Here is a 25,943-nt window from a genome sequence, read left to right as displayed (position 1 = left end):
TATCTCACATCTCAAGTCTTAATTGGTCAGCTTCATTTTCTTTTTCAATCGAAACTTCAGCAATAATTTTTTGGGTATTTTCGTTTTGCAGATCTTGATCAAATATTTCATTCACACAAGTTTCGACTAATTGTTCAGTCAAGTTTCTGCAGATCTCAAACTCTAAACCTTTAGGTTGTACGGTAGGGTAGCCGTCAATTAAAAATGAGTTTTTCATTTCATTTTCATTTGAAACTTTAGAGTACAAATAAGTCTCAAAATAACGGGCAAACATTTCGGTACTGGTCGCGTAATACGGCGTTGCACGATTTTCAGCACTGTCGATATTTAAACAATCCTTTTTATAACGCGATAGATTGTCACTAAAACGAATATCACCTACGCTTACTTCTACGTCTTGCGACTTATCAAAGAAGTTTTGCATTTGAGTATGAGGATTTTTAACACCCTCAGGCATGTACTTCTCTACCAGGTTATAGAACTTGTATTTAGATGACTCTATCAAGTATTCAGATAGGTTTTGCGATAGTGTTTTTAAATCCACATTCGCTGCAGTCGCAACACCTGTAATTTTTTCTTCCAAACCGGTTGTAGGTAAATGATGTTCTGGCTGGCGCATATCATTAAGTTTTTGCTGATAGCGCTCAAACGACTTAAAGCTTATAGCATTAATGTCAGTGTTAATTTTAGAGACAATGACATCCACCTTGTCTTGAACCGTACTGAAGAAAGATAGGTTTTTATCAGCTTTATATTCACGCTCATACTTCTTCAAGTACTCTTCAATTTTCTCAAACTGACGGCGAATGAGATCTTCATAGTGCTTTTGGTGCCAGTCAAAGAAGTTGTTTAAAGTTTTGCGCGTAGAATTAGGATAATTCTCTTTATTCTTAATCACTTCATCATGCATTGAATCAGCAACAATGTGGTACGCCTTGATTGCAGTCTCAGCATTCTCATGAAGTACTTGACCGTAATTTTTCATTGGCTGAACTGGCTCATTCATCATCGCACGATGTAACTTTTCAAAAGCACGACCGGACTCAGTAACAGGGGAGTATCCAGCATCCAACATATTTGATAAGAAGTGTCGTGCACCTGGTATCTCAAAATTAGGGATGTCTTCATAATAGTCCTGAAGTACAGAACGATTCATTTGAGCGTGATTTTTATATACTTCCGCTTTTTCCAACATCCCCAAGTGTGCATCTAGCGCATGGCCATACTCATGAGCCAAACTTCCAGATCCGCTATCACGAGTCAAGTTAACCACGTTCTTAGACAGCTCAAAATGCGCTGCAGATCCTTTAATTCCGCGTGAAGCCAAAGCAACACCCAAGTTCAATAAACCATTGTTTGATTTAAAGCCCATGAGTTGTTTTAAGTCAGCCAATGAGTCATACACGGCATTAACCAACTGTTGAGCCACAGGACTAACTTTATTGCCTACTTCAACACCACGGATAGAAAAGTCATCTTTAAGCTTGAATGAATCCACATCGGCACCTTGGCGATGATCAGGACCAGTACGAGAGTAATTTAACAATCCGTAAATGCTTGATTGGACTTTTTCAGTCACAAAGCCATTTTCAAGTTTTTTCACTTCACTGGTAAATGACGGCAAACGTGGTGCTTTAGGTGTATTCACAGCTTCAGTCGTTGCTTCTATAACTGGTGCAACAGGATCTTTAACATAAATAGGTGCAGATTCAGCTTTAACTAAACCACTTTCAATCGCACTTTTCAGAACGTATGGTTCAAGCACAGTTGAATATAAGCCAGTGCGTTGCATGTTGCTGATCGCATCGCTCACATCTTTAGTGACTTTCGACTTACCGTAAAAATCAAAGATCTTACCTGTTGATAGAATCTCACTGAGTTCTTTATCAATCGTTTTTTCGATGATTTTCTCAAGCTGAACACTGATACCGCCTGTATGTTCTGGCATAATGTAGTAATCATTCAAATTGCTAAGCAATTCGAAGTAGTTTTTGTAGTTGTTCTTGGTACCTTTACTATAAAGCCCGATATAGTCTTTACGTTGGCGATCAGTCATACCAAGACTTTCAGCAGATAAGCTTTTATTGTTTCTTACCGCATGAATCAACTCTTCTTGAGTATCTACCATCAAATTTCTGATGTTAGAAACAACAGCCACATACGCACGTAATTCTGTCGCACGTTGGCTATCAAGCATCAACGCATTTTTAGAGAATAACGGTTTAGTTGGGCAGTAGTCATACATTGCCTTTACGAATATTTTGTCATCAATACCGAGTGGCGTATTGGTGTACCAAGCTTGGAATTCTTTATTTGCAACGATTTTTGCTTTTCGATAGTCCGTAGCTGTTTGATCGGCTGATGTCGCTGAAATATATTCCAATGAAATATATTCTCCGTAGCGATCTTTATGTGCACCGCCAAACTTGGCACCTACATCACCTAAGTACGTAGCCGGGGAGTCACTTGGCTCTACCTTTACATCAACAGGCACATATTTGTCTTTTGGTACCAATTGATCGATAAACGTGAAGTCAGTAAACACACGGTTTTGAAGTTGTAAGACATCTTCAACTGAGCGCATACTTTTAACAGGAAAAACGCACAGAGACTTGTAATCACCGTGAATATCGCCTTTATCACCAAAAAGTTTAACCGATGCATATTCATTGTCGGTCGATGGCTTGATGGCCAAAAACAATTTGTGATTTTCAGTTTTGATATACGGCTTTATGTGTGCAGTTTGATCGTATAGAGCACCAAGCGTATTCGTAATCAAAGTTTGGAAATGCAAACTTGCTAACTGTTTATTCTCAAAGTCAGTTTTGTGTTTAATCTGAATTTCAGGCAAGTTAGAAAGTGCTAATTGCTCTAAAGTGGTACCGAAATTAACCTTAGATTCGATAGCATTTAAGATTTCGTGACTAAACTGGTCTACATCATCAAAACCAGTAATCAATTGATACTGATAGTCATGAGACGGTATACGAAGAAGCACGGCAGTCAATTGAGGCTCATAGTCCGTATCAACCATAAACAATTGCGGTGTTTCATCTTGTTGAGATGATTTGTTTAGCAACTTGTATTGGTGAACTTTAGGGTTGGAACCTACAAAATGCTCAGCATAAGCCTGTTTAACCGTATCTTGTAATGCTTTGACATGCTCAAGCATGACGGCATTGACTTCATTTAAAGCGGTTAAGGTTTTATATTTTTCTGCAAACGCCTCATTCACGGCGATCTGCTCTAACATAAATCTAGGCTGAATATCCTCAAGTTCTGGATTGCCTACACGGTTTAATACAACACTAAATTTGAGCTTATTAATGAATGGATCAGGTTCACCATTGATACCATTGCTAAAAAGTTCTTTAAGATCGCTTTTCTGAAGTTTAGAGTTCACCAAATCAAACGGATGAACTTCTTCAAATGCCTGAACATCAAAAACTTTGGTTAAGTTTTTAGGCATGATTGCTGTCTGGCCATCTACATGAGCGATAACATAGGTGTACGCTGGAGAGATGTTGCTCAGAAGCTCAGTGACTTCATTCGGTTTTTTATCGTAGCTAAGATCCTCAAACTTTTCGTATGTTGCAGAATTAAGATTGCTGATGAAATCTAATTTAGAGTTGAAATTAGAAGGATGATCAGAAATGTACTGGAACATCTTGTTTGGTAAAGACGTAAACACTTTATTGATTAAAGTTTGCTGACTGTCTTTAGCTTTGAAGAAGTTGAGATCTGACTCGTAATATTTTTCAAAAGTGAACTTAGCTGGAGGCATAAACGTCATGCTGTTGCGTGAAGTCGATAACTTAAACAAAGCATTCGCAGACGTTTTAACCGCATCTCTATCATTAAAGCCAGTAGCCTTATGCATATTGGCATCTAGGGAAACTGAATGCCCAATAAACGGCGCATTTTTGTCTTTATGATTGTAGAGGCGTATATACTGAAGATCATTCTTTTGAAACACGGTGATAAACAAATCATGATCAGGGATCTTGATTGCGCCGTGGTGATCTTCATAGTGCTTTACAGCATTTTCTAGCTGAGTGTTAAAGTATTCAGATTCACTATTGAACTGTACGTTCTCTTCTTCAGCTGATAGCGAAAAATATTTAACGTTATTCTGAAAAGCTACATTAGGTTTGAGAAGATCCTTAATCACCTCAAATTCTTTTTGTACTTCAACATCAAATTTGCCAAAAACTGTACGCTGATTAATATCAATCAGGTTCAGATAGTTGAATAGCTGAATGTTGTTGTAGTTGTGGTTCGGTAGGGCAGTTTTGTTTAACTGGAGCTTACCATCTTCTAACTGCATGCTTTGGACTTGCTTTAAGTCATCTGCAGTCAGCTCTACACCAAAGACTTTCTTAGTTTCTTGTTTGAGCTCTTTATCTTCACCAGCAATCACTAAGGCAGCTATTTTTTGTGCCTTGTCATAATCGCCATCTTCTAGATATAGGGTTTTCTCAACAAAATACTTGGCAATGTTCGCATACGCTTGATTTGTTGCTTTGTAGGCATCGGTAGACAATGAATAATGTTTGTTTTCATCAAATTCATTTGATTTAACGGTTTTAACTTTTAAATCGTCAATGTCACCCGTTGGTTTAATCTGAACATAGATTTCATCTGCAGCGAGATCCATGTTCGAGACAAATAAGGTCGAATTTTTAGAATAAAACTGACGTTCGATACTCGACAACAAATCCTTTGCATCTTTGCAGTCTTCTTCGATGTCAGACTGCATATCTTCAGCAATCGACTTGATGTTTTCGCCACGGTCATCCTTTGTGATAAATGACCAGTCTTGTTGCGGATATTTGGCTGTTAATGCCTTTTGGAAGCTTTGAACTTCAACAAAGCGATTGAACTGACGGTCCAGACTAAACCCATCTGTATGTGATGAAGTTTTAGCAAAAATATCCTCAGGAACAGAATCAGATTTAGTCTTACGATTAAAGTTTTCACTTGCATTTGGCACCAATAAATTACGGAATAAAATCTCATTTACACCGTTCTTTAAGAATGACGCACTTTTAGTTTGTGATAGAGATTGTTTTAAAAATGCTTCATCAAAGTTTGATTCATCAAGAAGCCGAGTAAACTCTTCAAAATACGCTGAAGCTAATTTATCGTTATTAGCAAGATCAGCCGTGCACAGATCGCTTAACTCTAAACGCTGTGCATCTTGCTCTAGCTCTAACGGCGCAGAAAAATCACCAGCAACAAAATCATTGATATTTTGCTCAACATAATTGTTCGTGCGTGACATCAACATATTAACTGCAGTTTCATTATTCACAAATTCCTGAAGCTCAGGCGTGTTAATTGAAACCAATTGATTGTCGAATTGCTTAGATAGTAATTTGAACAGATCCGCTTTGTGTTGATTACTTTCTACTTCAGATTCAAAACCTACAAATTTGCCGTTTTCATCTTTAGCGTAGTAGAAGCTGTTTTTATTAAACAAAAAGGTATTTGTTGCAGACGTAATGCCAGATACCAAAGTTTCACTTTGCCATAAGACTTTTTTAACTTCATTGTACTGTTTTGAGATCTCAACATTGTGTGTGTCGATTTCGTCAGAGATCGCTTGAATATCATCTACGCTGAAGCTTTTTGTTTGTGTAGCTGAGCGCACGACATCTTGAATTTCAGCATATTTCTGATTTAGATAATCACTATATTGCTTCTCAATTTGTTGAGCTTGTTCGGTAGCCTTAGGAATGACATAGACATCCAAGATCTGTCTAATTTCAAGCATAGACGGCGCGAAATCACGCACCTTGTCATTGCCTCTTGCATCCAATAATTCTTCAGGAAACTTTAAGAGCTCTTTAAGTACGGCAACATCATCAATTTCTGGAGTAGGGAGGTCATTTGCAATGTTGAGTAGATCAGACTCAGTAATAGATGCCTTCTCAGTTGCCTCAAAATTAACATCAAGATCATTCAAGATCTCGTTAACATTTGATTCATTGAGTTGTTCTTCTAGTTTACGCTGTTTGATTTCAGCAGATTGGTGATCATAGAACGCATTAAACTTAGGAACGATGTTTACAGAGAATTCAGAGAACTCTTGGCTCAGATCGGCAAAGAAAACTTTACCTGTTGGCATCTGGCGTACCATTTGTTGTAAGACATCATGGCGAAGCATGGCAGCGTCATACACCATCTTATCTACAAGGCGTGTTTCAATACCTTGTTTAGACGCCATCCATGTGCCGTGTTCATCTTTATAAAAAGCTGGAATACCTTGTTTAGCTGATTCTAATAGCTTTGGATACGGCAATTGCTGTTGATTAAACACACGGTCTATCACAACAAGATCAGAAGCTAATTTTTGTACATAAGCATCAACATCTTTAAAGCTCATGTTAAACATTCTGTTGCCACGGCCATGCTCAATCAGCTGATTAAAAGTGGACTCGTATTCATGAGCAAAATGCACCAGGTTAATATTGTCATTTAACCCCAATGCTTCATACGGATCATGAGCAAAGATTTCAGGAATATGGCGCAAGTCATCAATAATCAGTAACGAACCATCTTTTTCGTAATTGACGGGTACTGCAAATGGAGACAACTTAATTTTGGCTAGTTTATCTGGACTTTCGCCACTGGCCATCGCCGATTCTTCATCTAGATAGACTTTAGAGAAGATATTTTCATAGCCATAATCTTGAAGACGATTAAAAGGAATTTTTGAAGACTGAAATTGAGCCAAGTAGGATTTGTTCGATTCCTGAAGACTGGTTTTCAGCGTATCAAGGATATTAGATCCATTGTTTAGCTTGCTGACATACACTTCAGGGAAAGCGGAAAGGCGTTCGGTCGCTGATGCGAAGTAACTTTTCCAGTTCGGAATGTTCTTTTTAAACGGTAGATTGGTGAGATAAATATCTTCTTGCTTAGTCGGTACTTTCATATCGTTGGTAAACGCTGGAAAGACCTTCTGAAGATCGTTTAGATCGATACCAGACTTTGCCGGGTTTTTATAGTAGTACGCATGAATACCATCATCATTTTGCACTTCATAAAAATGGGCATCCATTAACACTTGTTCAAATTGCTTAGAACTGTTTTGTTCAATAGATTTTTTGAATTGCTCAAATTCATTAACAACAAGCATCGCCGTTTTTGGGCGAAAATTGTTGGCTGGCGATACTACAAGACGCGCACCAAGACCAGTTAAATTAGGCCATTTAACTTCATTCACTTTATAGTCTCCTACTTGGTCACATAGCATGATCCAAGACTTTAAAACGACTCTTACGAGTACTTATATGTGCTTATATTAAACTAAAAAATTAACTTTGAGGGAGGGTTTAAGCGTTATTCTTTAAAATAGTATATACCGAGTAAATAGCACTGTTTAAATACCTATCATTTTTAATAAAACCATCTAAAACCGTGCACTATTCTTTCTTTTTTTATAAATAAAAATGCCACCGTATAAAAAAAGATGCCACCCACAGGGGATAGCATCCAAGATCTCAAAATTGCTTATAGTGCCAATTCAGGATCGCTATTCTTTTGTTTGCTTAATTCTGGATCTGCTTGTACTTCAATGTTGGTCATGAGCTTAGTCCAATATTCATCGTATTCAGCTTGTGACATCTCATTAATGACTTCATTCCATTTAACTAGGTTCTCATGTTGATCTGTACCCGGTTGGAAGAAGTGCATTGCATTTCTGACATACTGCTGATGATCAGCAAAACGCAGTTCAGCAATATTTTCCTGAATATAGTCCAGGCCTTTCACCGTAAATTCGCGAATCTCCTTCATGATTGCATCTTTTTCTATACCATGCGGTTGAGTTACAGAAGATGAACCACCTTCAGGACAAGGGTAAACAAGCCAATCATTACGCAAGTTCATTTCTGCTAAGGTCACTTGTAAGTACTGCTCACCACTACGGGCAAACATTTCATGTGCGGTCGTCCAATACGGCTTCTTAGCACTTGTTAAGCCCTCTAATACCATCGCATTTTTGTAGAAATCAGTTTTTAGCTGAGATTGATTAGCTGATGTTAAGCGATCGTTCGTCTGTAAGCTTAAAGAAATTAACTTTAAGTGTTCATCTGACAATGGTTTAGGGCTGTTTTCTTTGATGAAGTCGAGTGCACATATCGCAAACTGACTACGCAACATTTGTCGATAATCACGGAATACAACTGATCTAAAGACTGTACTGTTCGCTGCACCAAGTACTTGCGCTGCAAAGACACGATCATGATCAATTTCAGAACGAGATTGCGTGATATATTTGTTGAGCTCAGTCCGTGGGATTGGATACTCATTTTCAGACAAGAACTTATGCAAGCCTTGGGCAACGTGCATATAACGTCTATGCTGTATAGCGTCTTTTTGGAAAAGTTCAGGATCTTCATGACGATTAGCGAAGTTAATCAATGAAGATAGTTCAGTATGCAACTTGCCACGTTCCGCAATAAACGTATTAATTTTCTCTTTTATGCTGTCTCTATCTGGCGTAAACAAATCAACAATGTCAGGTTGATCTATCAATGTTTTATCCAAAATCGTTTTGATGCTGGTTTCATAAAACTTGACTTGATTCTCAAGACTCGTGCGAAGTACTTCTATCGAGTCATCCTTTTTCATTGGCAAGTAATACATCGCTTGATTTACTTTGGCTGCAGCTTGCAACAAATCTTGGTTAATGTTGGCATACTTCTCAGACTTAATGTTATTCAATTCTGCAAAACGAGTTAGATAAGGCTGTACGTTTTCCATCATCATTTTTGGTTGATTGCGTGTCATCGCACTAAAAATGAGATGGTCATAGGCATGGAAAAATTCATGACCAAACGAGCCAAAACCTGAATTCTTGGTTAAGTTAATCACACGGTTAGATGGCTCGTAATGTGCCATCGCAGCGGAACGTCCACGCGAACCAAAAGCAACACCCAACATACCGTTAAAGCCAACAAATTTCGGATCTATATCAAGTGCCTTAGCAAGAGCGAAACAACCGTCATATGCGTTATTTAACGCGATTTGACGATCGCTCTGGTTCAAGTACTCGCCAAACTCTACGGCTTTAAATCCAAAGGTCGCTTGCAAGGTATGTGCTGTAACATCTTGGCCATTACGTGAAGCAATGTTTTCCGTCACAACCACATCACTGAGCTTGAATGCCTTACGCATAGTACGAGGCTTAGCATACTCTTTGAATAGGGCATCTAAGGTACTCGCCGTGTCATCTACAATGTGCGATACATTCTTTTCAGATAACGAGACTTCTTGAGTATCATCATTCTCTGCAGTTGCGTCTTTGGTTTTTTTAGCAGTTAACAGATCCATTACCTGTTCAGATAGACCAGCATCAGATCTGCTAAATAGCGTACTCGAATCTATAATGTTGCCACTTCTAAAAGTAACAGTCGCTTTTACTTTGTCTTGGAACGGTTTGGCATCAATCGCACTACGTATTTTTTTATAGATAGAGTAGGTGCCTTTAACTGGCGGTAACTCTTTCCGTAAATGATGAAGTGCTTCAGTGAGCGTTTTACGTGCTTCAGTACTATCGGTTTTCGCCAATTCAGAACTAATAATCATGTCAGTGGCAGCATATTCAGCATAGCTTTCTACCAATGAAAATAATGACCGATCTAATGATTTAAACGCCGTGAACAGATCTTTGTCTTCATTCAAACGAACGTATAAATCACATGCATTAGGAATAAATTCACGAACTGTTTTTGCTTCCATTAATGCATCACGCATACTTAAAACAGCGTCATAGTATCCAGCACCTACTTTTTTAAACTGTTCTTCAGTGGCATTTTCAAGCGGATAACGTGGCTGATCATTCGTCATCTTGCGTACAGCGTCAGTCAGCAAGTGAATGTAAATATCTCGACCAGCTTCTTTTGCTTGTAAAACCGATTCCTTTTTCCAAATTTTGTCACGCGTAATTAGGTTTTTGACTTGCAAAAGCGACATATCTTGAATCTGACTGAGCGATAAACGTGGACCATACAGATCCTTTTTCGCACCAGGCATTTTCATACCCGTATCTTCAATAAGTCCAACTTCAGAACGTGGCTCAGTGGCTTTCGGTTTGGTTGTTTTTGGCTCTTTTGGTGCTTCAGCTTCAGGCTTACCCTCAGACTCAAACAGTGATGTTTGCTCTGGAGCAACTGGCTCAGTCGGCTCTACAACTTCTACCGTTGCTTCCTGTACTTCTGGTTCAGTAGGCTTTTGAACTTCAGGTTCAGTTACGATCGGTTCTTCAACCAATGGTTCTTGGGCAACTTCTACAACAGGTGCGCTTTGAACCATATGTTCAGGTTTATATACTTGATCGCGAGACTTAAATAATTCTGCTTTTTTGAATGATTTTGCAAAATCAGTAATTAAGAAGTTCTTAGAGTTCGGGTGCTTTGGCGTAGGAAGAATTTTATAGCCTTGATCAACAAATTGCTGATGTTCGGCATTATTCACAATGGCCAGTTTTAACGGAGATTGATCATCGGCAACTTTAATCGCGAGATCGAACCGGTCTTTAGATTCAAGTAGCTTTTCACCAAAGGTAAAATCAATTTTATTGACCAATGTTGAAATATTAACAGCCACAATCTCATTAAGGCCTTTAACATCAATATTTTCAAAACCTGGTGATAATGGCACCTTGATTGTCTGCAGTATGTTTTCACGTAGCCCAAGATCATTTAATACTTGGTCCACAAGATGCGCTTTTATCCCGTTTAACTGGAAGTCTTTAAACAATCCACCACGCTCGTTGAATTTAGCAAACTGCTCAACATTATCAAAAACCCGTAATTGATCATGCTGTAAAACTGGTGTGTCTTTATCAATGACAGAAATCACTAAATCAGCACCGTCATTGGCCACAATAATTTTGGAGCCGTTTTCAAACGCTTGATCCATTTCTTTTTGATTGATGTAGTCGGTAAAGACGTTCATCAAATCAACATTGGTCATCACATCATTGCTTTTCACAAAATCGATTAGATCTTGTTTCGCCGTTGGATCGATGTATTGATTATCGGCATCACGCAAAGTTAATGCCTTGTAATCGTCCAACTCAGGGTTAAACAATACCTTTTCTTTTAGGTGTAGGTTTTCGATCGACTGGAAGATCTGATAGCGTTTTTCTAATGAGTCGATCAAGTACTGCATTTGCTCTTGCGTACTTAAAACTGAATCATTGCTAAGCGTCAAAGCTTTAAACAGCGCCTTATCGTCTGCAGCTAAGTCATTCAGACTTGATTTAACGATTAAGCGATCGGTAGACGGAATCTGTTCACCGCTGAAATATAAGTTAATCGCACCGTGCTTTTGTTCATCAGCTGGTGAAACCGTGAGATAAAGATTTATCTCAGGAAACTCAAACTCTTTGATACGTTCTGGATTGGTGATAATGCTTAAAAGAGATCCCGTTTTTGTCTCGAGGGATTTATTTTTTAGTGCCGTCCATTCTTCAATAGAACGATTTTCAAATGACTGCAGTAGGGCAGAATTGATTAAATCACGGTTGAGGTTAAATCCATTCGTGAGTGAGTCTGGAGTCGATTGTAATGCTTCAAGCACAAGCCCATGTTTAAAGAGATTGCCAAAGTCATTTTTACTGTTAACATCGGTCTTCTCAAGTGGCAAGAAACTTGATGCATGCTCATAGACATTCTTAACTTCAATATCAAGCTTTAAGCCTTTTTCATATTTCGGTACCGCTTCCTTGGTCAAAATACGATTAAGAATTACATTCTTAAGGTCATCATAGGTCAGCTTGTTTTTGCTGATCGGATTAGAGCTCAGGATATGTTCAAACGAAGAAGCACCATTAATCATAATGGTTTTTTGCTTTTGTAATGAACTAACCTTTTGACCTAGATCCATCGGCAGTAAGCGAATGAAGTTCTGATCAGATGCTATCGTACTGCTATACACCGCCAAAGAACGTGCGCTAACTTCAGGCTCAACCATCAAAGCGTTACCTTCAGCTAGGTAGGTTTTTACCGCTTCTTCAGTCAACGTGACGACATTTTCAATTTTCGAGTCTTTTGGCGCCGTGACTTCATTGTAGGTCGGTGTTAGATAACCTAGTGCCATCAAAATATGCTTGTGCTCATTATTAATAATGGCAGTAACCGCTTCAGATTTAGACTCTTCACCCACGGCATTTTGATAAAAGTCTTGTAGATAGCGCTTATACGCCATACTTACCGCGACCTTTTTATTTAAGGCAAAAAGCTGTTCTTGTGTATTTGAGTTGAAGTGGTCTTTATGTATCACCTTAGGCAGATAGTTTTGAAAGCTGTCTACCACATAGATTTCATCTTTTTCGAGTGTTTCTTTTAAAGACAAAACTTCATTGGTCGCAGCAAAAACAATCGCGTTGGCCAGTGCATTACCAGGATTCGTGCGTACACGTAATTCCTCATTTATCGCATGATTGAGTTGCGACCTAATATCAGGTAATCGGTTAAGGATAGGGGAGTCAGGATTGTTGCCAATATTGCTACTCAGCTCAGAAAGCACATGAGCCACATCGATGCGCTTATTAAAACCCTTGTAGTTACCGTCCTGTTCTAACAGGTTATAGAATCGCTCTAAGCTTTCATCCGATAAATATTGTGATGCAATGCTATGGGCATCACCATCACCAAGCGCCGTAAATTGGCTATTAATACTATGCAGTTGTTGAAGAATACGAGGCATTTGCTGATGAAATGAAAAGTAGTTTTTACCTACATTTTCAGCACTGGTCGCAATCATGTCCTCAATACTGTTATCCAGCACTGATACAGCATTCGAGAACACCATATCGTTAAAATCTGGCATTGCAGATTCTTGAGATGGTGAATATCCCAAAATAGAATATTCAAACTTTTCGACTGCAGATAACTCTTGATCTTGTTCATCATAATAATGAACCACATCAAACTGGTTAACAGCTTCATTCCAAAGCCCGTTAGGTTCTTCACCTAGATCAACGTTGAAATGATAAATGTCAATGTCATTTGAGGTGTGAGTAGCTTCAAACTCGTTCGCTTCATCCAATAGACGTTGCATTTCATCTTGCAATTCATCATCGGTGACAACGCTTTGTAGGAAGTTATCCAGATCCGTGCCGTATTCTTCACGGTCTATCACTGAATCAAAAAAACTATCATAAAGATTGTTCAGACGCGTAGAAGCGATGTTTAACTGACTTAATGCCAATTCCATTTCATAAGCTTGATCTTCATAGGCTTGCTGATCCAAAACATACGCATTTTCAGTAGCAACAGCGACTTGAATCGCAACCGCTTTTTCAATACGCTCACTGATGGTATGTGTTGCTTTTGCTTCAACAATGGCTTGACGTTCTTCTTTGAGCTTTGCAATTTTTTGTAGGTATTCTTGCTTAATTTTTCGCATTAAAGCGAGTTTAGTCAAAGAGTCCTTAATGACTGGTTCCGGAATGTTCGGCTTAAACTTGGTGTGTCTAAAAAAGTGATCAATTCGATTGAACAAACGTTTTACTGGAACCTTAGGTTCAGGCGGTATGGTTTGCTTAATTTGATTGAGATCCAAGCTTTCTAAACTTGTACCGATGTCATCCAAACTTTCATAAATTAATTCACGATCAAAACTGCTATCACCAATTGAGTAGGGATCAAATGTTCTTAAATTATTAATATTATTTTGAACGCTTTGGATCAGGTCCTTAATCTTATCGGTAAGGTCGAATTCTTCTACATCTAAAGTTTGGTTGTTGTATTCCCAAACTTTCCAATCATTGTCCACCAGCTGTAACGCAGTTGTTTCTATACCAAATGGTGCCAATGCTGACGGGATGCTGTTTTCTTCGTATGAATACAAACAGTCATTGATTTTCGTGACTAAGGTTTGAAGCTTGATCAATCCTTGGTGATTAACGGCATGATCATCCGATCTAAGCGCATTCACAATTGGATCAATGCTCGTATTCAGTCCCTTATTCAGCTCTCGAATATCAATAAATTGCTTCGGTAAGCTGTTATACGCTGGCCATGCTGGATGTGAAGATATTTTATAATTGGTCAGCTCAGGGATTTGCGTAATATCTTTTAGGGCAAGTACTTCACCGCCTGAATTAACCGAAATCACTAGCTGTTTGCTTAGTTCAATAGGCTCTATCGTATCTTCTATGAGTCCAGCATTTAGCGCTGCTTCTTTATCAACATAATAACGAGTCAGTGTTTTATCTGCTTGGTACCCGTAATTGTCTAAATCAGCCAACGGCAATGGATCTACTGACTGCAGTAATGTCGGTAGCTTATTCCAGCCTAAATCTGCTTTATTGAATTGTTTAACCGCACCCATAATGGTTGTATTTTGGGCAAACGGTTTTTGCTGTTTTGCTTGGTAAAGCACAACGGACTTTTGATTATTGAGTTCAAATAGGGATTGCCACTGGTTTTTTTCAGCACTACTCATTGGGTTTTGCAGATATATATCTGACATATCCATTTCAATGAGGTCATTTTTAGAGTCGTAAGGAAAAACAGATTTTATGTCAGCAAGAGAGAGACTATCTTGCGAACTCTTATACATAAAACTAAGGTCGTTATTTTGCTCATTGGTGATATAAACAAACTTTCCAGTCTGTTTTAAACCAGTTAAGAAGCTGTTTAAGGATGTGTTCAACTTTTTCTCTAAAAGCTCAACATCTTTAATCTTAATAATGGCTGCTTGGTTTCTTGAATCAGTTTTAGGGGTTACTACAAGTTGAGCGCCAAAGCTACTCAGATCCAACCATTTCTTTTTAGTTGACATATAAACTCCATGGCAATATGTATAAGCATCTTTTAATTAAAATATCAAAGCACCATCGGTTACTTTTGAGCGGTATATACTAAAGATTATAAGAGAATTTATATAAAGAAACTATCTAAAAGGGTTTTAAACAAAAAAAAGAGATGGCTTAAAACCATCCCTATTTTTTAAGTTTTTTTCATTATCAGTCTGATAATGAAAAAATCAGGCTATTTACTTGCCATTGCTTGTGAAAGTGCAATCCTACGAATGTTACCCGTAGACTTAGAACGATCTGTCACTTCAATTGAGCCGTCAGATAATTTGCTTTCAGCAGAAACTAGCGCAGCCAATACCGCTTCTTTACGTTCATTTGACTTGTATTGTTGATATTGCAAGTTCAAGCGTTCAGTACTTTGAATTAAACCATCGACCATCAAACCACGTTCATCTTTAATCGCTTGTGATTTAGCAAAGTCTTTGTAATCTTGCCCTGAACCTAAATAACGAGAGACACTTTTTTCCAAGTGTTGCATCGGTGCAAGTTTGGTACTTGAATCATGACTATTGGTACCACCACCAGCAACAGGGGAGTATTGCGCTTGAATTGCTTTCAAAGAGGTAATTGCTGGAGAAGTTAAAGCATCTTTCGCCAGTTTAGCCATCACATAATCTTGACCAGCAGATGTTTTCGCAATTTTACCGTCAATTGGGGCATCAGGTAGACCAACCATGTTGTTGATCAATGCATTTTGAGCACGAGCCATCGCCGTGTCTGGCGCTGCAGTCGTGAATAAAGTTGAAGCTTGTAAACTTAGACCAGCATTTTCACCAGCAGCACCACATAGTCCAGACGCAGCCTGAGAAGTGGTACAAAACTCATTATGAGCTTGTAACATAGCTTCTTGTGCTTTGTGAGGGTTCATGTAGACACCAGGCGCAGCAACCACTTCAGAGCCAACTTTATTTAAAATTGAACTATCAGCAGATTTATTGTCTTGTTGAGCTTGTTCACGATCGCCTAAAACTTCACACGCTTTAAATGCTTGGCCATGTGCACCAAACTCAAATTGAGCTTTTTTCATTTGCTCACTTTGTTTAACAGCTTGGTACGCCGTTACAAGACTTTGTGCGTTTTTATGTGCGTTATCTGAAATACCTTGAGCAGATACAGCCTCTTGTTTCGTCAGGATCTTAATCGCTGTCGTCACATCATCTTGTTGCTTTTTAATGCCCAAAGATAAGTTTGTGTCCAACGCACGTAACGCAGCGCTTTCCACCGCATCAGCCTGTTGAATAAGCATATTCAAGGTATTTACTGCCATCGGGTTGCCCACGGAAGCACAGTAATAAGCAGATGCAGAACCGCTAATGATGGCGAGGGTTAAACCGAGTGCACTAATTCTTGAACGAGAGCCGTGCGCTTGTGGCGCTTTCATAACTTTACGTGATGTTCTTTTCGGAGTACGCATTATTTAGTCTCCTTAAAATTGAGGCATAGTTTGTGAAAGCTTAACTTTCACTGACTGGCCGTATTTCGTTTTCACATCATCTTTTATCGGCTGAGATTTCGCTAAAAGTAATGCAGACAATAAACCTTCTTCACGCAAACTTTGCTTGTAAGTTTGAAGATCTAAATAAACAGAAACGCCGTTAATGATATTGGCTTCTTTAAGTAGACCGCGTGGATCTTGCATCGCCATCGCCATTTGCCATTTTTTAGCTTCAGGACCACCGTAGTAACGTGCGATTGTTTGGTCGATCAAATCGTTGGCAGACACCATTTTGCCGTCAATATCTTTGAATGATTTTGTATTTTGCGCGTCAATAACCGCCAAGCTATACGCTGGCATAGCAAGTAAAGCTGTTTTTTGGTTGGTTGCTTGCAAATAATCTCGACCAGCTGGAGTACGTGCCGTTGCATTAGACAATGATTTATCTGGTGTACCTAAAATGTTTTCACGCACGTAATGTCTTGCAAGAGCTTCTTTTGAGCCAGGTGCAACAGACTTAAACAGTAGGGAAGCATTGGTATCGCCACCCGGTAATTTAGACAACGTACATTGACCAGCTTGTGCTTCAGCAACCGTACAGAATTCAGCTTTATGCACGTTTAGGCGTTGATTAATCACTTCCTGTTGAGAGCCAACTAATTTACCGCCGACTTGAGAAGTTTGAGTCGCCATATCAGCTGCTTGATCAATCACTTGACCAGATGCACTCGACATATTTGTATTTTCAGCCAAAACCTCACAAGACTTAAAGCCTTGACCAGTATTGGCACCATAAGCAAATTGTGCTTTTTTCATGGTATCTGACTGTAAAAGCGCTTGAATACCAGAGGCAATAGTTTGGGTATTTTTAGTTGTCGCATCGGTAATTTGGTTAGCAGCTTGCGCCTTTTGCTTCACCGCAACTTTAAGCGCTGCAACGATGTTTTCAGTCGAATCATCTAACTTTCTACGGGTACTTTGAGATACTTGTTGAATATCATTTGCTTGGTTGCTTGCATGCTTAGGAATCTGAGAAGACATCTCGCTCATAATCGTACCCAAACCAACCGTAGCCCATTCAGCAAAAACAGGACTACTAATCACCAAAGTTGCACCTAAAATGACAGGTACAAACTTTGATTTTCCTTTAGGCTGTCTTAAAGTATTTTTACGCTTTCTCATAGTCATTACTCAAAGAATTTGGCTGAAGCATTGGAGTTTGGTGTAGTGCGTTGCATCACATTATTAGCCACCGAATAGTTAGCCAGTGATGAAAGAGTACTTCCAGCCATGTATTTATTTTGAAAATCAACGCAAGTTGATGAAGAGCATTCCATCAATCCGACTGGAACAACGTTGTTAGATGCAATTGACGAGTAGTTCAATGCAACAGTCGCTTGCTGTTCAGAAAGTCGAGAACGAGAAAAAACAAAAGCAGTATCAATGTCGCCATACTGCAGACCATTTGGAATCAAATTACAGACACCCATTTTTGCTTCTTCTACGCCACACGAGGTCGCCAAGTGAAACGCATATGGTGAGGTTGCTTCATCTGTTGAATTTGAGAAAAGTTTCCCTGAAACGTCTTGCATGTATTTAGAAACGTTAAAGTCTTTTAAGTTTCTATTGAGATCGGTTTGTTCACGTTCTTCAAGAGCCGTACAAAAAGCTGAATCAGGGAGGGCAGCATTCGTACCAGAATTTAAAATCGCTTTTTTGATCTCAATATTTTTATCGACACTTTGAATACCAGCAACGATCATTTCTGAATCACGCGTTTGGTTATCAACAATTTGATTTGCACTGACCGCTGTTTGTTGAGTAGATACACGCACAGCAGAACGTACCATCAATTGCTGAGCTTGTATTGCAAGCTCAGAAAGGATAGTGCCAAGACTAAAAGCATTGGTAAAAAGTGGTACGGATAATAGACCAACCGTTAAAGTACCCACCGCAATTGCTTTAACAGGTGAAAACTGATTAACAGTAATTCTTCTTTTACGCAGATTATTTCTATTTTTCATACCACCCCCAACTTAAGAGAAAAAGTCTTTAATTGATTGGGTGACAGAAGTAGATTCTGAACCTGAAGTTTTTGCGTTAGACGGTGTGCTAGTACTGGCTTTTTGATCAGTTGAATAAGAAACTGGAGCAGTTGAGCTACTACCATTGATTGTATAAGTATCTCCACCCTCAAAAGCACCGCTAGGCATAACTAGACCAGGATCAAGTTTACCAAGTTGACCATTCACAGCAGTACCAAGCGCACCCGATACATCAGTATATTGACCAGCTTTGTTGATTTCACCTATAACATCATTCAATGGGCCAACAAGTTCAGTACTTGCAGTTTTCATTGCGTCACACGCTTTTTTAGTCGCGTAATCGACAACCATTTGTTGCGCTGCATTGATGATTGTATCAAGTGATGGAATAGTCACAGAAAGGTCAATGATTTTACCGATGTCAGCAAAACAGCCACCTTGACTAGCTGGACTGAACATTTTGTTAATATCGATTGGACGACCCCAAACCGTCATTTGTAGATCTAAGTTGTCTTTAACGACTTTACCGATCCCATCAGTTGCACATGATTCAATATTGGTTTGAATGTTTTGAGCAGCTGCTTGTTCACCTTTTTTAACCGCCATGAAGTTGTTTTCAGCAGCAGTAGAGTTGAATGACGAATTAGAACTGGTAGACGAATAATATCCGCTATTTGAATTCGACAAAGGCGTATCACCACCAGAGCTACTTGCAATGGTCGATGATGTTGCGATGTTTAAGTTACCCATGTTTTGAGTATTACTGGTAACAGAAGCAACGGAACTTTGTTGAACTGCAATAGCACTTGAACACCCAATAACGGTAGCAACAAAAATGCTTAAAGCACTTTTAGTTTTAAAAGCTGGCTTAACATTTTGTAGATTAGGGTTAGTCCTTAAAGTCTTGCCCCGAACTTGTTGTAGCCTTTTAGCTTTCTTGTGATTGTTACGCATATCTAGCCCTTTAAAAGAGTTATGATTAATGTTTTTTAGAAGCAAGTTCGCAAAGCACTACAACATCTTTTACTACAGCTTCACTACTTAAATATAAGGTAGCTATAAGGTGTTTTAACTCATATATCCTTTTAGCGAACTTATATATAGAATCATAATACCATTCTTCACCATATTGTAGTATATACTTCTCATTGGTTAAACATAGTTTTATGAATTCTTTTAAAATAGGACGCTTAAAAATAATAGCTGTCGTAATATATATAAACTGAGTACTAACCAAACACATTAAAGTATTAATTAGCTCTACTTCCTCTTTTAAGCATTCCTGTAAAACCGATGGCTTTAGGGTTTTAGAAAAACCTTCCTCAGTCACAATATCTTTTAAAAAACCTGAATCCGAGTACTTATTTTTCAGAAAATTACTTAATTCATGCACGTTCTTTAAGTAAATATTGATCTGATCTTTAGACGCAGTTTTGAAATGTTCCTCTACACGTTTTGGATCGTTTAACGTGATGTCGAGCATTTCAGATTCATTATTTTTTTGATTTAAAAGAACAAAAGCGGTGAAGCTGGTAACTTTGCGTGTTTCGCCAAGATAGCCACTACTGCAAGCATTCAAAAAAACAAGGCAATGCTGTTCAGTAAGATACAAGCCGTATTCTTTTGGTGTACCTGATTCAAAGAAATTGAGTGAACGCTTATCAAAATGAAAAGTGTTCTCTAAGGTCTGACAAAAGTAGTTAATAGAGTGTACAAAAGCTTCTGGTACAAAGGTTGTAGGCTCTTGAGACAATGCTATGTTTTGGCTTTCTATGCTCATTCCCACAATTTAGTCCTCTTTGAGAGGTAGGGCGTAATAGCCCATTTGACTTAAAACACGTAAAGGAATATCAAAGTTAAGACTTTGCGTTAGACCAGATTTAGGGTTAAAGGTTTTAGCTGAAGCTATAAACAAAGTTTGCTCATTAATAAACACTTGAATGCTATTCGTGACCTTTTGTTCATCAAGTATGACGCCACATACAATATCTAATTTCACATCAAACGTATAAGCATCCATTTGAACGTCTATTGATTCCCAATCGATCGTCATGAACAAGTTTTGGTTTTCAAATTCCAAATTACCTTCTTCAAGAACTTTATTGATTAATCCCTTTTCTAATAATCCCAAGTAAAACGCATGTAAAGGCGTTGCATCTGCAAAACCATGAGGATTAAACGGCGTTCTTGTCGGTTCAGTGATTTTAGTTTGAATCATGTTTAACTCCATTAAAGGGTATTTAGATTCTATCTTAAAACACCCTAAATGTTTTTATTTAAAATTAATTAAAACCCATTACTATAAGTTGAAGCGCTTTCTTTAGTTTTAACGTTTTCAAGATTGCTTTGCGTAATAGTATCTTTGTAATGCTGACTAAACGTATTTTTACCCGTTTCGTTTATGTTCTTAAGCTCATTTTTAATGACCTTAAGATAGTCTTGATATTTCGGTGACTGTTCTACATAAACTTCGGTCGCTGCAATTGAGAACATGTTCTTATCATTGGTTGCGATCGGAAATAGGGCAGTATAGGAAGCATCTTGCTTGAGCTGGTCCACAGTTGTTTGTTGCTCAATGATCTTCGCCTGATAGTCCAACAATGTTTTATTGATGTTTTCATGACTATGGATAACGAAATTCAACTGTCTGTCATTCGGACGTTCAAGGGTAAACGGCTGATCGATACCAGAGAGCTTATTGCAGATCTCCATATTGTATCGGTAGGCTTCAAACGAGTCTGAAAAGTGATTAAAGTCTTTTCGCAGAGCGTTATTGTTTTCTAAGTCTTGCTGAAAGTCTTGAAAGCATTGCAATACATATTCATCTTCATTTTTCTCAACGAATAATTGAGCGATGTTGGAGCACTGGTGCCGTTCGCAGAGATCCGCAAGCTTTTGAATGCTTTTAACCTCATTTTTCTTTTCTAAGATATTGCGTAAATGTAGCTGAGTTGCCCGATACTCTTGCATCAACATATTGTGATGCTCGACAAATAGCTCATAATCGCTTTTAAGGTACGGACTGGCACCTTCAATCTCACGCTCTACCTTTTCATGCTTAGAGTTGATTTGAACACGCTCTCGCGTGGTATTCACTGTATTTTGACCAAAACCACCTAAGATTTTATCAAAAGTAATCATCGCATCGATGTCGCCAATTACGTTTTTATAGAGATCCATGATTAACGCCCCAATGTTTGATTATTGTCATGATCGTTTCTACGTGCGAGTTCTAAATCTATATGCTTATCAAGGTCACTCAAAAATTGAGATGTCGTATTTTTCTCAAGCTTTACTTGGTCTAAGTAGTTTTTAGTATTGAAATTCAAACCATCTTGGAGCGCTTCTAAGCGTAGGCCAGTTTTATCAAAATCAGCCTCAAGGATCTGATTCACTTCTTTGATTTTGTCCATGTCTTGCTGTTCTAGACGGTGTAACTTCACATCTTCATGAATCGCAGCGATATAGTGATCAGTTAAGATCTCTTGCTTTAAGTGCTGAAGCGCAATTTCCACGTTTCCTGTTTCAGCAATCACGGCGTTGAAGCTGTCAAAGATTTGACCTGTTTCAGCCGAGTTTCTAAATTCAACAATACGAGGCTCAACACTATTAAGGTTAACAAACTTGGCATCACCATACGCAGTAGGTAGTACTAGATGATCATCCATACATTCAAAAAGTTGCTTATATTCAGCATTCATAAGATTTGATGCTGCTTGAAGCTTTAAATCTTGTTGTAACGTGTCTAGGCGTTGGTTGAGATGTAGAAAGCTTTGAACATACATCTCGTTTTGAGAGTTTTCAGGCGCAACAACGGTTGAGGCCATACCTTTAACAACATTTTTCAGTTGCGTATTTTGAATCTGATCAGCAATTTGATTAAGCGCGTTAATGTGATCGGCTTTCACAAGGTTATTGTTTTTCAGTTGTTCAATAAATTGATTTTGTTCAATCACTTTTTCACTTTCCTTTTCGCTGAATAACGAATCTTTAATTTGTTGTTTCACCTGGTCCAAGTTAGAGAAGAGGTGAAGTACTTCTTGTTCATTGCTGTTATTGACTGCATTTAGCAATGTAACAAACACATCATGGCTGATTAGTTGTTGCTGATTATTTTCCGCATTCTGAAATTCAGCAATTTGGCTACGGCTAATGACTTCAACACCAACATCATTGATATAGCTTGCACCAATCGGGGAGAGTTGATTATCTGGAGCTTTTACGGCGTAGTACTCGCCTGATTTGCCATCATCTTTGGCGCATAGACCAATATATGTATTGCCATCTTGCGTAATGATTTTTGAACCGATGCTATTGAGTGCAGCAGAGGGTTGTAATGTACTCAAGGTTTGAATCAATTCTTTTTCGCGATTTTGATGAATTGCATTACTTACTGCCTGGTAAACTTCAGGATCTAAATAAGTCACCTGATTGGCAGATTCTTCATTGAGCGCCGTGACAGTATTCCACTCTAAAATATCTTTACGCGGTATCGTTGTAATACCGGCATTAATAATATCTTCCGTGGTAATTTGACGATCAAGGTTAGTAATGGCCACGGCGTTGTATTCGGGTGCAATTGATTTATGACCTTCCGAATCTGAAGTCAGTACCACGAATTGACCGTAATCCGTTTTCACCATGGCGCCTACAACACTGAGTTTGCCTTCCAAAATCATTTTTGAAAGTTCAAGTTCACGTTCGGCAGATCTGGCGTAAGTATTAGTCTGTTCTGCAGTATTGTTGATGGTATCGGCTTTGAGCTTGTCTAAGTATTCGCTTGAAAATTTACCAAGCGCATTTAACTCGTCTATCGGCTCGACAGACTCCAGCTCATACAGTGGAACGGTAGAGGATTCATTCACGATGTCTTTAAAATAAAGCACATCTTTTTCAGTGATATTTTCGAGATTTTCAATCACCGAAAGAGGCACAACGATCGCACGTTTATCCAGATTATCGGAAGCTATATCCAAAACAACCATATTGGTTTGGGTTGTTTCATCTTCATAAACCATACCGACAAACTGTTCAATTTCAGCATAAGAAACATTGTTGTGACGGTCATTAAAGAATGCTTCTAAGTCAGAATCATGATCAACATAAATACTGTCATAAGGGTTCATTGGTTTACCGTCATTGTTTTGGTCTTGGCTTTGCGGTGCTGATTGAGTTGCCGACTGTTCTGCAGTATTGCCTTTAAACTTACCCAAAAGGTTTGAAAGTTTAGATTTGGCTTTCTTTACTTGATCCGAAATCATTTGACCTGATTGATAGGCACGTTGAATAAACTGATCTTTGTATGAAGCTTTGGCTTCTTCAGTCATTTGTTCTGGATCTTGCCCTAATGGATATTCGGCACCAAGGAACATACGTGCTTGTTCTAAGTACTGAGAACAAATGGGTTCAAAAAAGCGACCTTCAAACTCATGGATCTTTTCAGACTTAATGCCTTCGTGCAGTTCTTCAATTGAGAGAAACGTTACTTTGTCTTCAATCGTTTCTAAATAGAACGGCGTAATCGGGGTAGGTGCATCGCTACCTTCCACTTGAGGCGGTAAATCTGCTTCTTTAACTAGTTTGATAAATGGGGTAGAGGATTCAATACCTTCGACAGAATCCTTACCGACTACATCAATCACGATGTATTGTTCACCGTCAATGGCATAGACTTTACCGACATTTAGATCGAATTCTTCTAAGGTAACGCCGTCACGGTCTTTATTCAGTTGAGTGGTATATGGATCGTTTAAAAGAGGCAACATTTGCTCTTTTGAGATCGGTTTTAAAATATCGGCATTCTTACCAGGTTCAGTCAATTTTGATTTATCGGCTGTATTGGCAAGCTGTTCGGGTTGTTGTGCGTCTGGATGGTTACTTTTAACGGTAACATCAGGATTGATTGGTTTATCCCAAATGTTTTTCAGGTTATCAAGGCTTTTGTTCTTGTTGAACATGGCCATAATCGCTGCAATGATCAACTTGATTGTTTTCTTAACCAGTTCAATCATGACTGCAATCATTTTTGCACTGAGCGCAGCGAGTTCATCAGCGACCGTTCGTGGATGGCCGTGGCTATTTTCACGCGCTAAAGGAGGACGTTCGTTACCTTCCTCATTTCGCATATCCTTAAAGCTTTTAGAGGCAACGCTACTTGCAGCCAAACTTGCTTTGTCTTGTGGACCACCAGCAATGTTTAATGTGCTCTTTGGTGTACCTTTTGGTGCATTCGGATCAGCTGATTCAACATCTTCCTTTACTGTCTCTTTAGTCTTCTGATTTTCTTTATGTTCTTTCAAAAGTAGAGCAGCTTGTAACTGGTCGCTATGTTCACGGGTTTCTAATAACTGAATTACTTCCTTGGTTAACGTGTCCGTATTGAATTCAAGATAGTGAATCTCAAGTTGTTCAAGTCGAGCAGCTGTATGGTCGCTATTCACACGCCATTGATCCATGACGATAGATTTTGGCACTAAGCCAAGTTCTTCAGCTTCAATCCCACGAATTAAGCAAAAGTCACGCACTTGGCGCATCAATGCGTTAATTTGGTTTTTATCGGTTAATTCACCTGAAAAATAGGTATTCGGTGCACCCGTAACTTCGTTGTAGATCTGCTGTTTTGCTTCACGCACGACTTGGTTTTGGTTAATCAAGCCTTCAATCGCGAATTGACGATTACTCAGGAAGTTGAGGGCATTTTCTTTAGTTGCACCCTTCAGGCTTAAACCATAGTAGGGCTGAGTGATAAAAGATTTTGTCTCAAAGTTAAATAGGGTTTTTTCAGCCACTTGAACGGCTTCAAATGGATTTTCTTCTTTGGAAAGGAGGAAATCAGGATCATTGTCTGATAGAAATAATTTAGAGTCTGCAGTTGTATAAACACGGTCTTCAACTGGCAATGAACTGTTATTTTCAGCAATATTACCTAATCCTTGGTCCAGTGCGTTTTTAGTCTGGATTTTATTCAGATCCGCAATAAACTTAAGATCATCATCATTCTGCAGATCAAGCCCGATGTCTGCAAAGAATTCTAATTGACTGGCTGGATCTCTTTGCTCAAGTGCATCAAATACTTTACCAATCAGAACAGGATCAAGTTCAGCTAAATCATTGACAGTGACAGCGGAAAGATCAAAAGTGTTTTCAGGAATGATGGACTGTTCATTCTCGTAGTTCGGGTAGCTACTACGCTCATAATCACCTTCATCAAAAAACATCGGTTCATCATCGTTCAACCGAGTATCTTCAAGAGGGGGAGCGTAATCATAATCTGGGTGCCCAGGAGGTACAGAGTTACCGCCCATAGGCTGATCATATTGTTCATACTGATCATACTGATTATTTTGATACCCATCATCTTGCATGACTGGCGGTTCTTCCATTAATGGAGGTTCAGATAGGGGATCATTGGGATATGGTTCAGACTGGTATTGTTGCGATTGATCTTGTGCAACATTGTTTTGTTGTGGCGTAGGCTGGATGGATTGAAATTCCACGCCGTCCAAACTTAAATCATCCCACTGTTCCAGGCCCTCATTGAAAGTTAATGATTGGCCGTCTTGCAGTTGATCAAGTGTTTGCTCGTCAAAATTATCTTGTTTAGGGCTTTGGTCCATATTTG

The 25,943-nt window shown here is 38.7% G+C and carries 10 protein-coding genes; all 10 read right to left on the bottom strand.

All coding sequences use genetic code 11. The features are described from left to right. Positions 1 to 4: 4 nt before the first annotated feature. Entirely contained in the window at positions 5 to 7,231 is a 7,227-nt protein-coding gene (locus EGS47_RS00415) for an LPD1 domain-containing protein (protein WP_228711776.1), read from the bottom strand. Positions 7,232 to 7,518: 287 nt separating this feature from the next. Next, entirely contained in the window at positions 7,519 to 14,805 is a 7,287-nt protein-coding gene (locus tag EGS47_RS00410; RefSeq protein ID WP_125269076.1) for an LPD1 domain-containing protein, read from the bottom strand. 209 nt (positions 14,806 to 15,014) lie between these two features. Then, entirely contained in the window at positions 15,015 to 16,256 is a 1,242-nt protein-coding gene (locus EGS47_RS00405; RefSeq protein ID WP_044108753.1) for a hypothetical protein, read from the bottom strand. Between the two features lie 12 nt (positions 16,257 to 16,268). After that, on the bottom strand, positions 16,269 to 17,459 hold the full coding sequence (locus EGS47_RS00400) for a hypothetical protein (RefSeq protein WP_005028684.1): 1,191 nt from the start codon (positions 17,457 to 17,459) through the stop codon (positions 16,269 to 16,271). A 5-nt stretch (positions 17,460 to 17,464) separates the two neighbouring features. Next, on the bottom strand, positions 17,465 to 18,301 hold the full coding sequence (locus EGS47_RS00395; protein WP_005028686.1) for a hypothetical protein: 837 nt from the start codon (positions 18,299 to 18,301) through the stop codon (positions 17,465 to 17,467). A gap of 12 nt (positions 18,302 to 18,313) precedes the next feature. After that, positions 18,314 to 19,276, bottom strand: a complete 963-nt coding sequence (locus EGS47_RS00390) for a hypothetical protein (RefSeq protein ID WP_044108754.1) — start codon at positions 19,274 to 19,276, stop codon at positions 18,314 to 18,316. A 25-nt stretch (positions 19,277 to 19,301) separates the two neighbouring features. Next, positions 19,302 to 20,102 carry a hypothetical protein gene (locus EGS47_RS00385; RefSeq protein ID WP_227555118.1) on the bottom strand — a complete coding sequence of 267 codons (801 nt, stop codon included), beginning with the start codon at positions 20,100 to 20,102 and terminating at the stop codon, positions 19,302 to 19,304. Positions 20,103 to 20,111: 9 nt separating this feature from the next. Next, the gene (locus EGS47_RS00380) at positions 20,112 to 20,540 is read right to left on the bottom strand and encodes a hypothetical protein (RefSeq protein WP_125269075.1); all 429 of its coding nucleotides are present in this window, start codon (positions 20,538 to 20,540) and stop codon (positions 20,112 to 20,114) included. Between the two features lie 68 nt (positions 20,541 to 20,608). Next, positions 20,609 to 21,502: a hypothetical protein gene (locus EGS47_RS00375; protein WP_044108758.1), complete on the bottom strand. Its 894-nt coding sequence runs from the start codon at positions 21,500 to 21,502 to the stop codon at positions 20,609 to 20,611. A gap of 2 nt (positions 21,503 to 21,504) precedes the next feature. Beyond that, positions 21,505 to 25,938: a hypothetical protein gene (locus tag EGS47_RS00370; RefSeq protein ID WP_098733067.1), complete on the bottom strand. Its 4,434-nt coding sequence runs from the start codon at positions 25,936 to 25,938 to the stop codon at positions 21,505 to 21,507. Between the last annotated feature and the right edge of the window lie 5 nt (positions 25,939 to 25,943).

This window comes from Acinetobacter sp. FDAARGOS_515 (genome assembly GCF_003938865.1).
GTDB lineage: Bacteria > Pseudomonadota > Gammaproteobacteria > Pseudomonadales > Moraxellaceae > Acinetobacter > Acinetobacter ursingii.
This window is presented reverse-complemented; position numbering and strand designations above follow the sequence as displayed.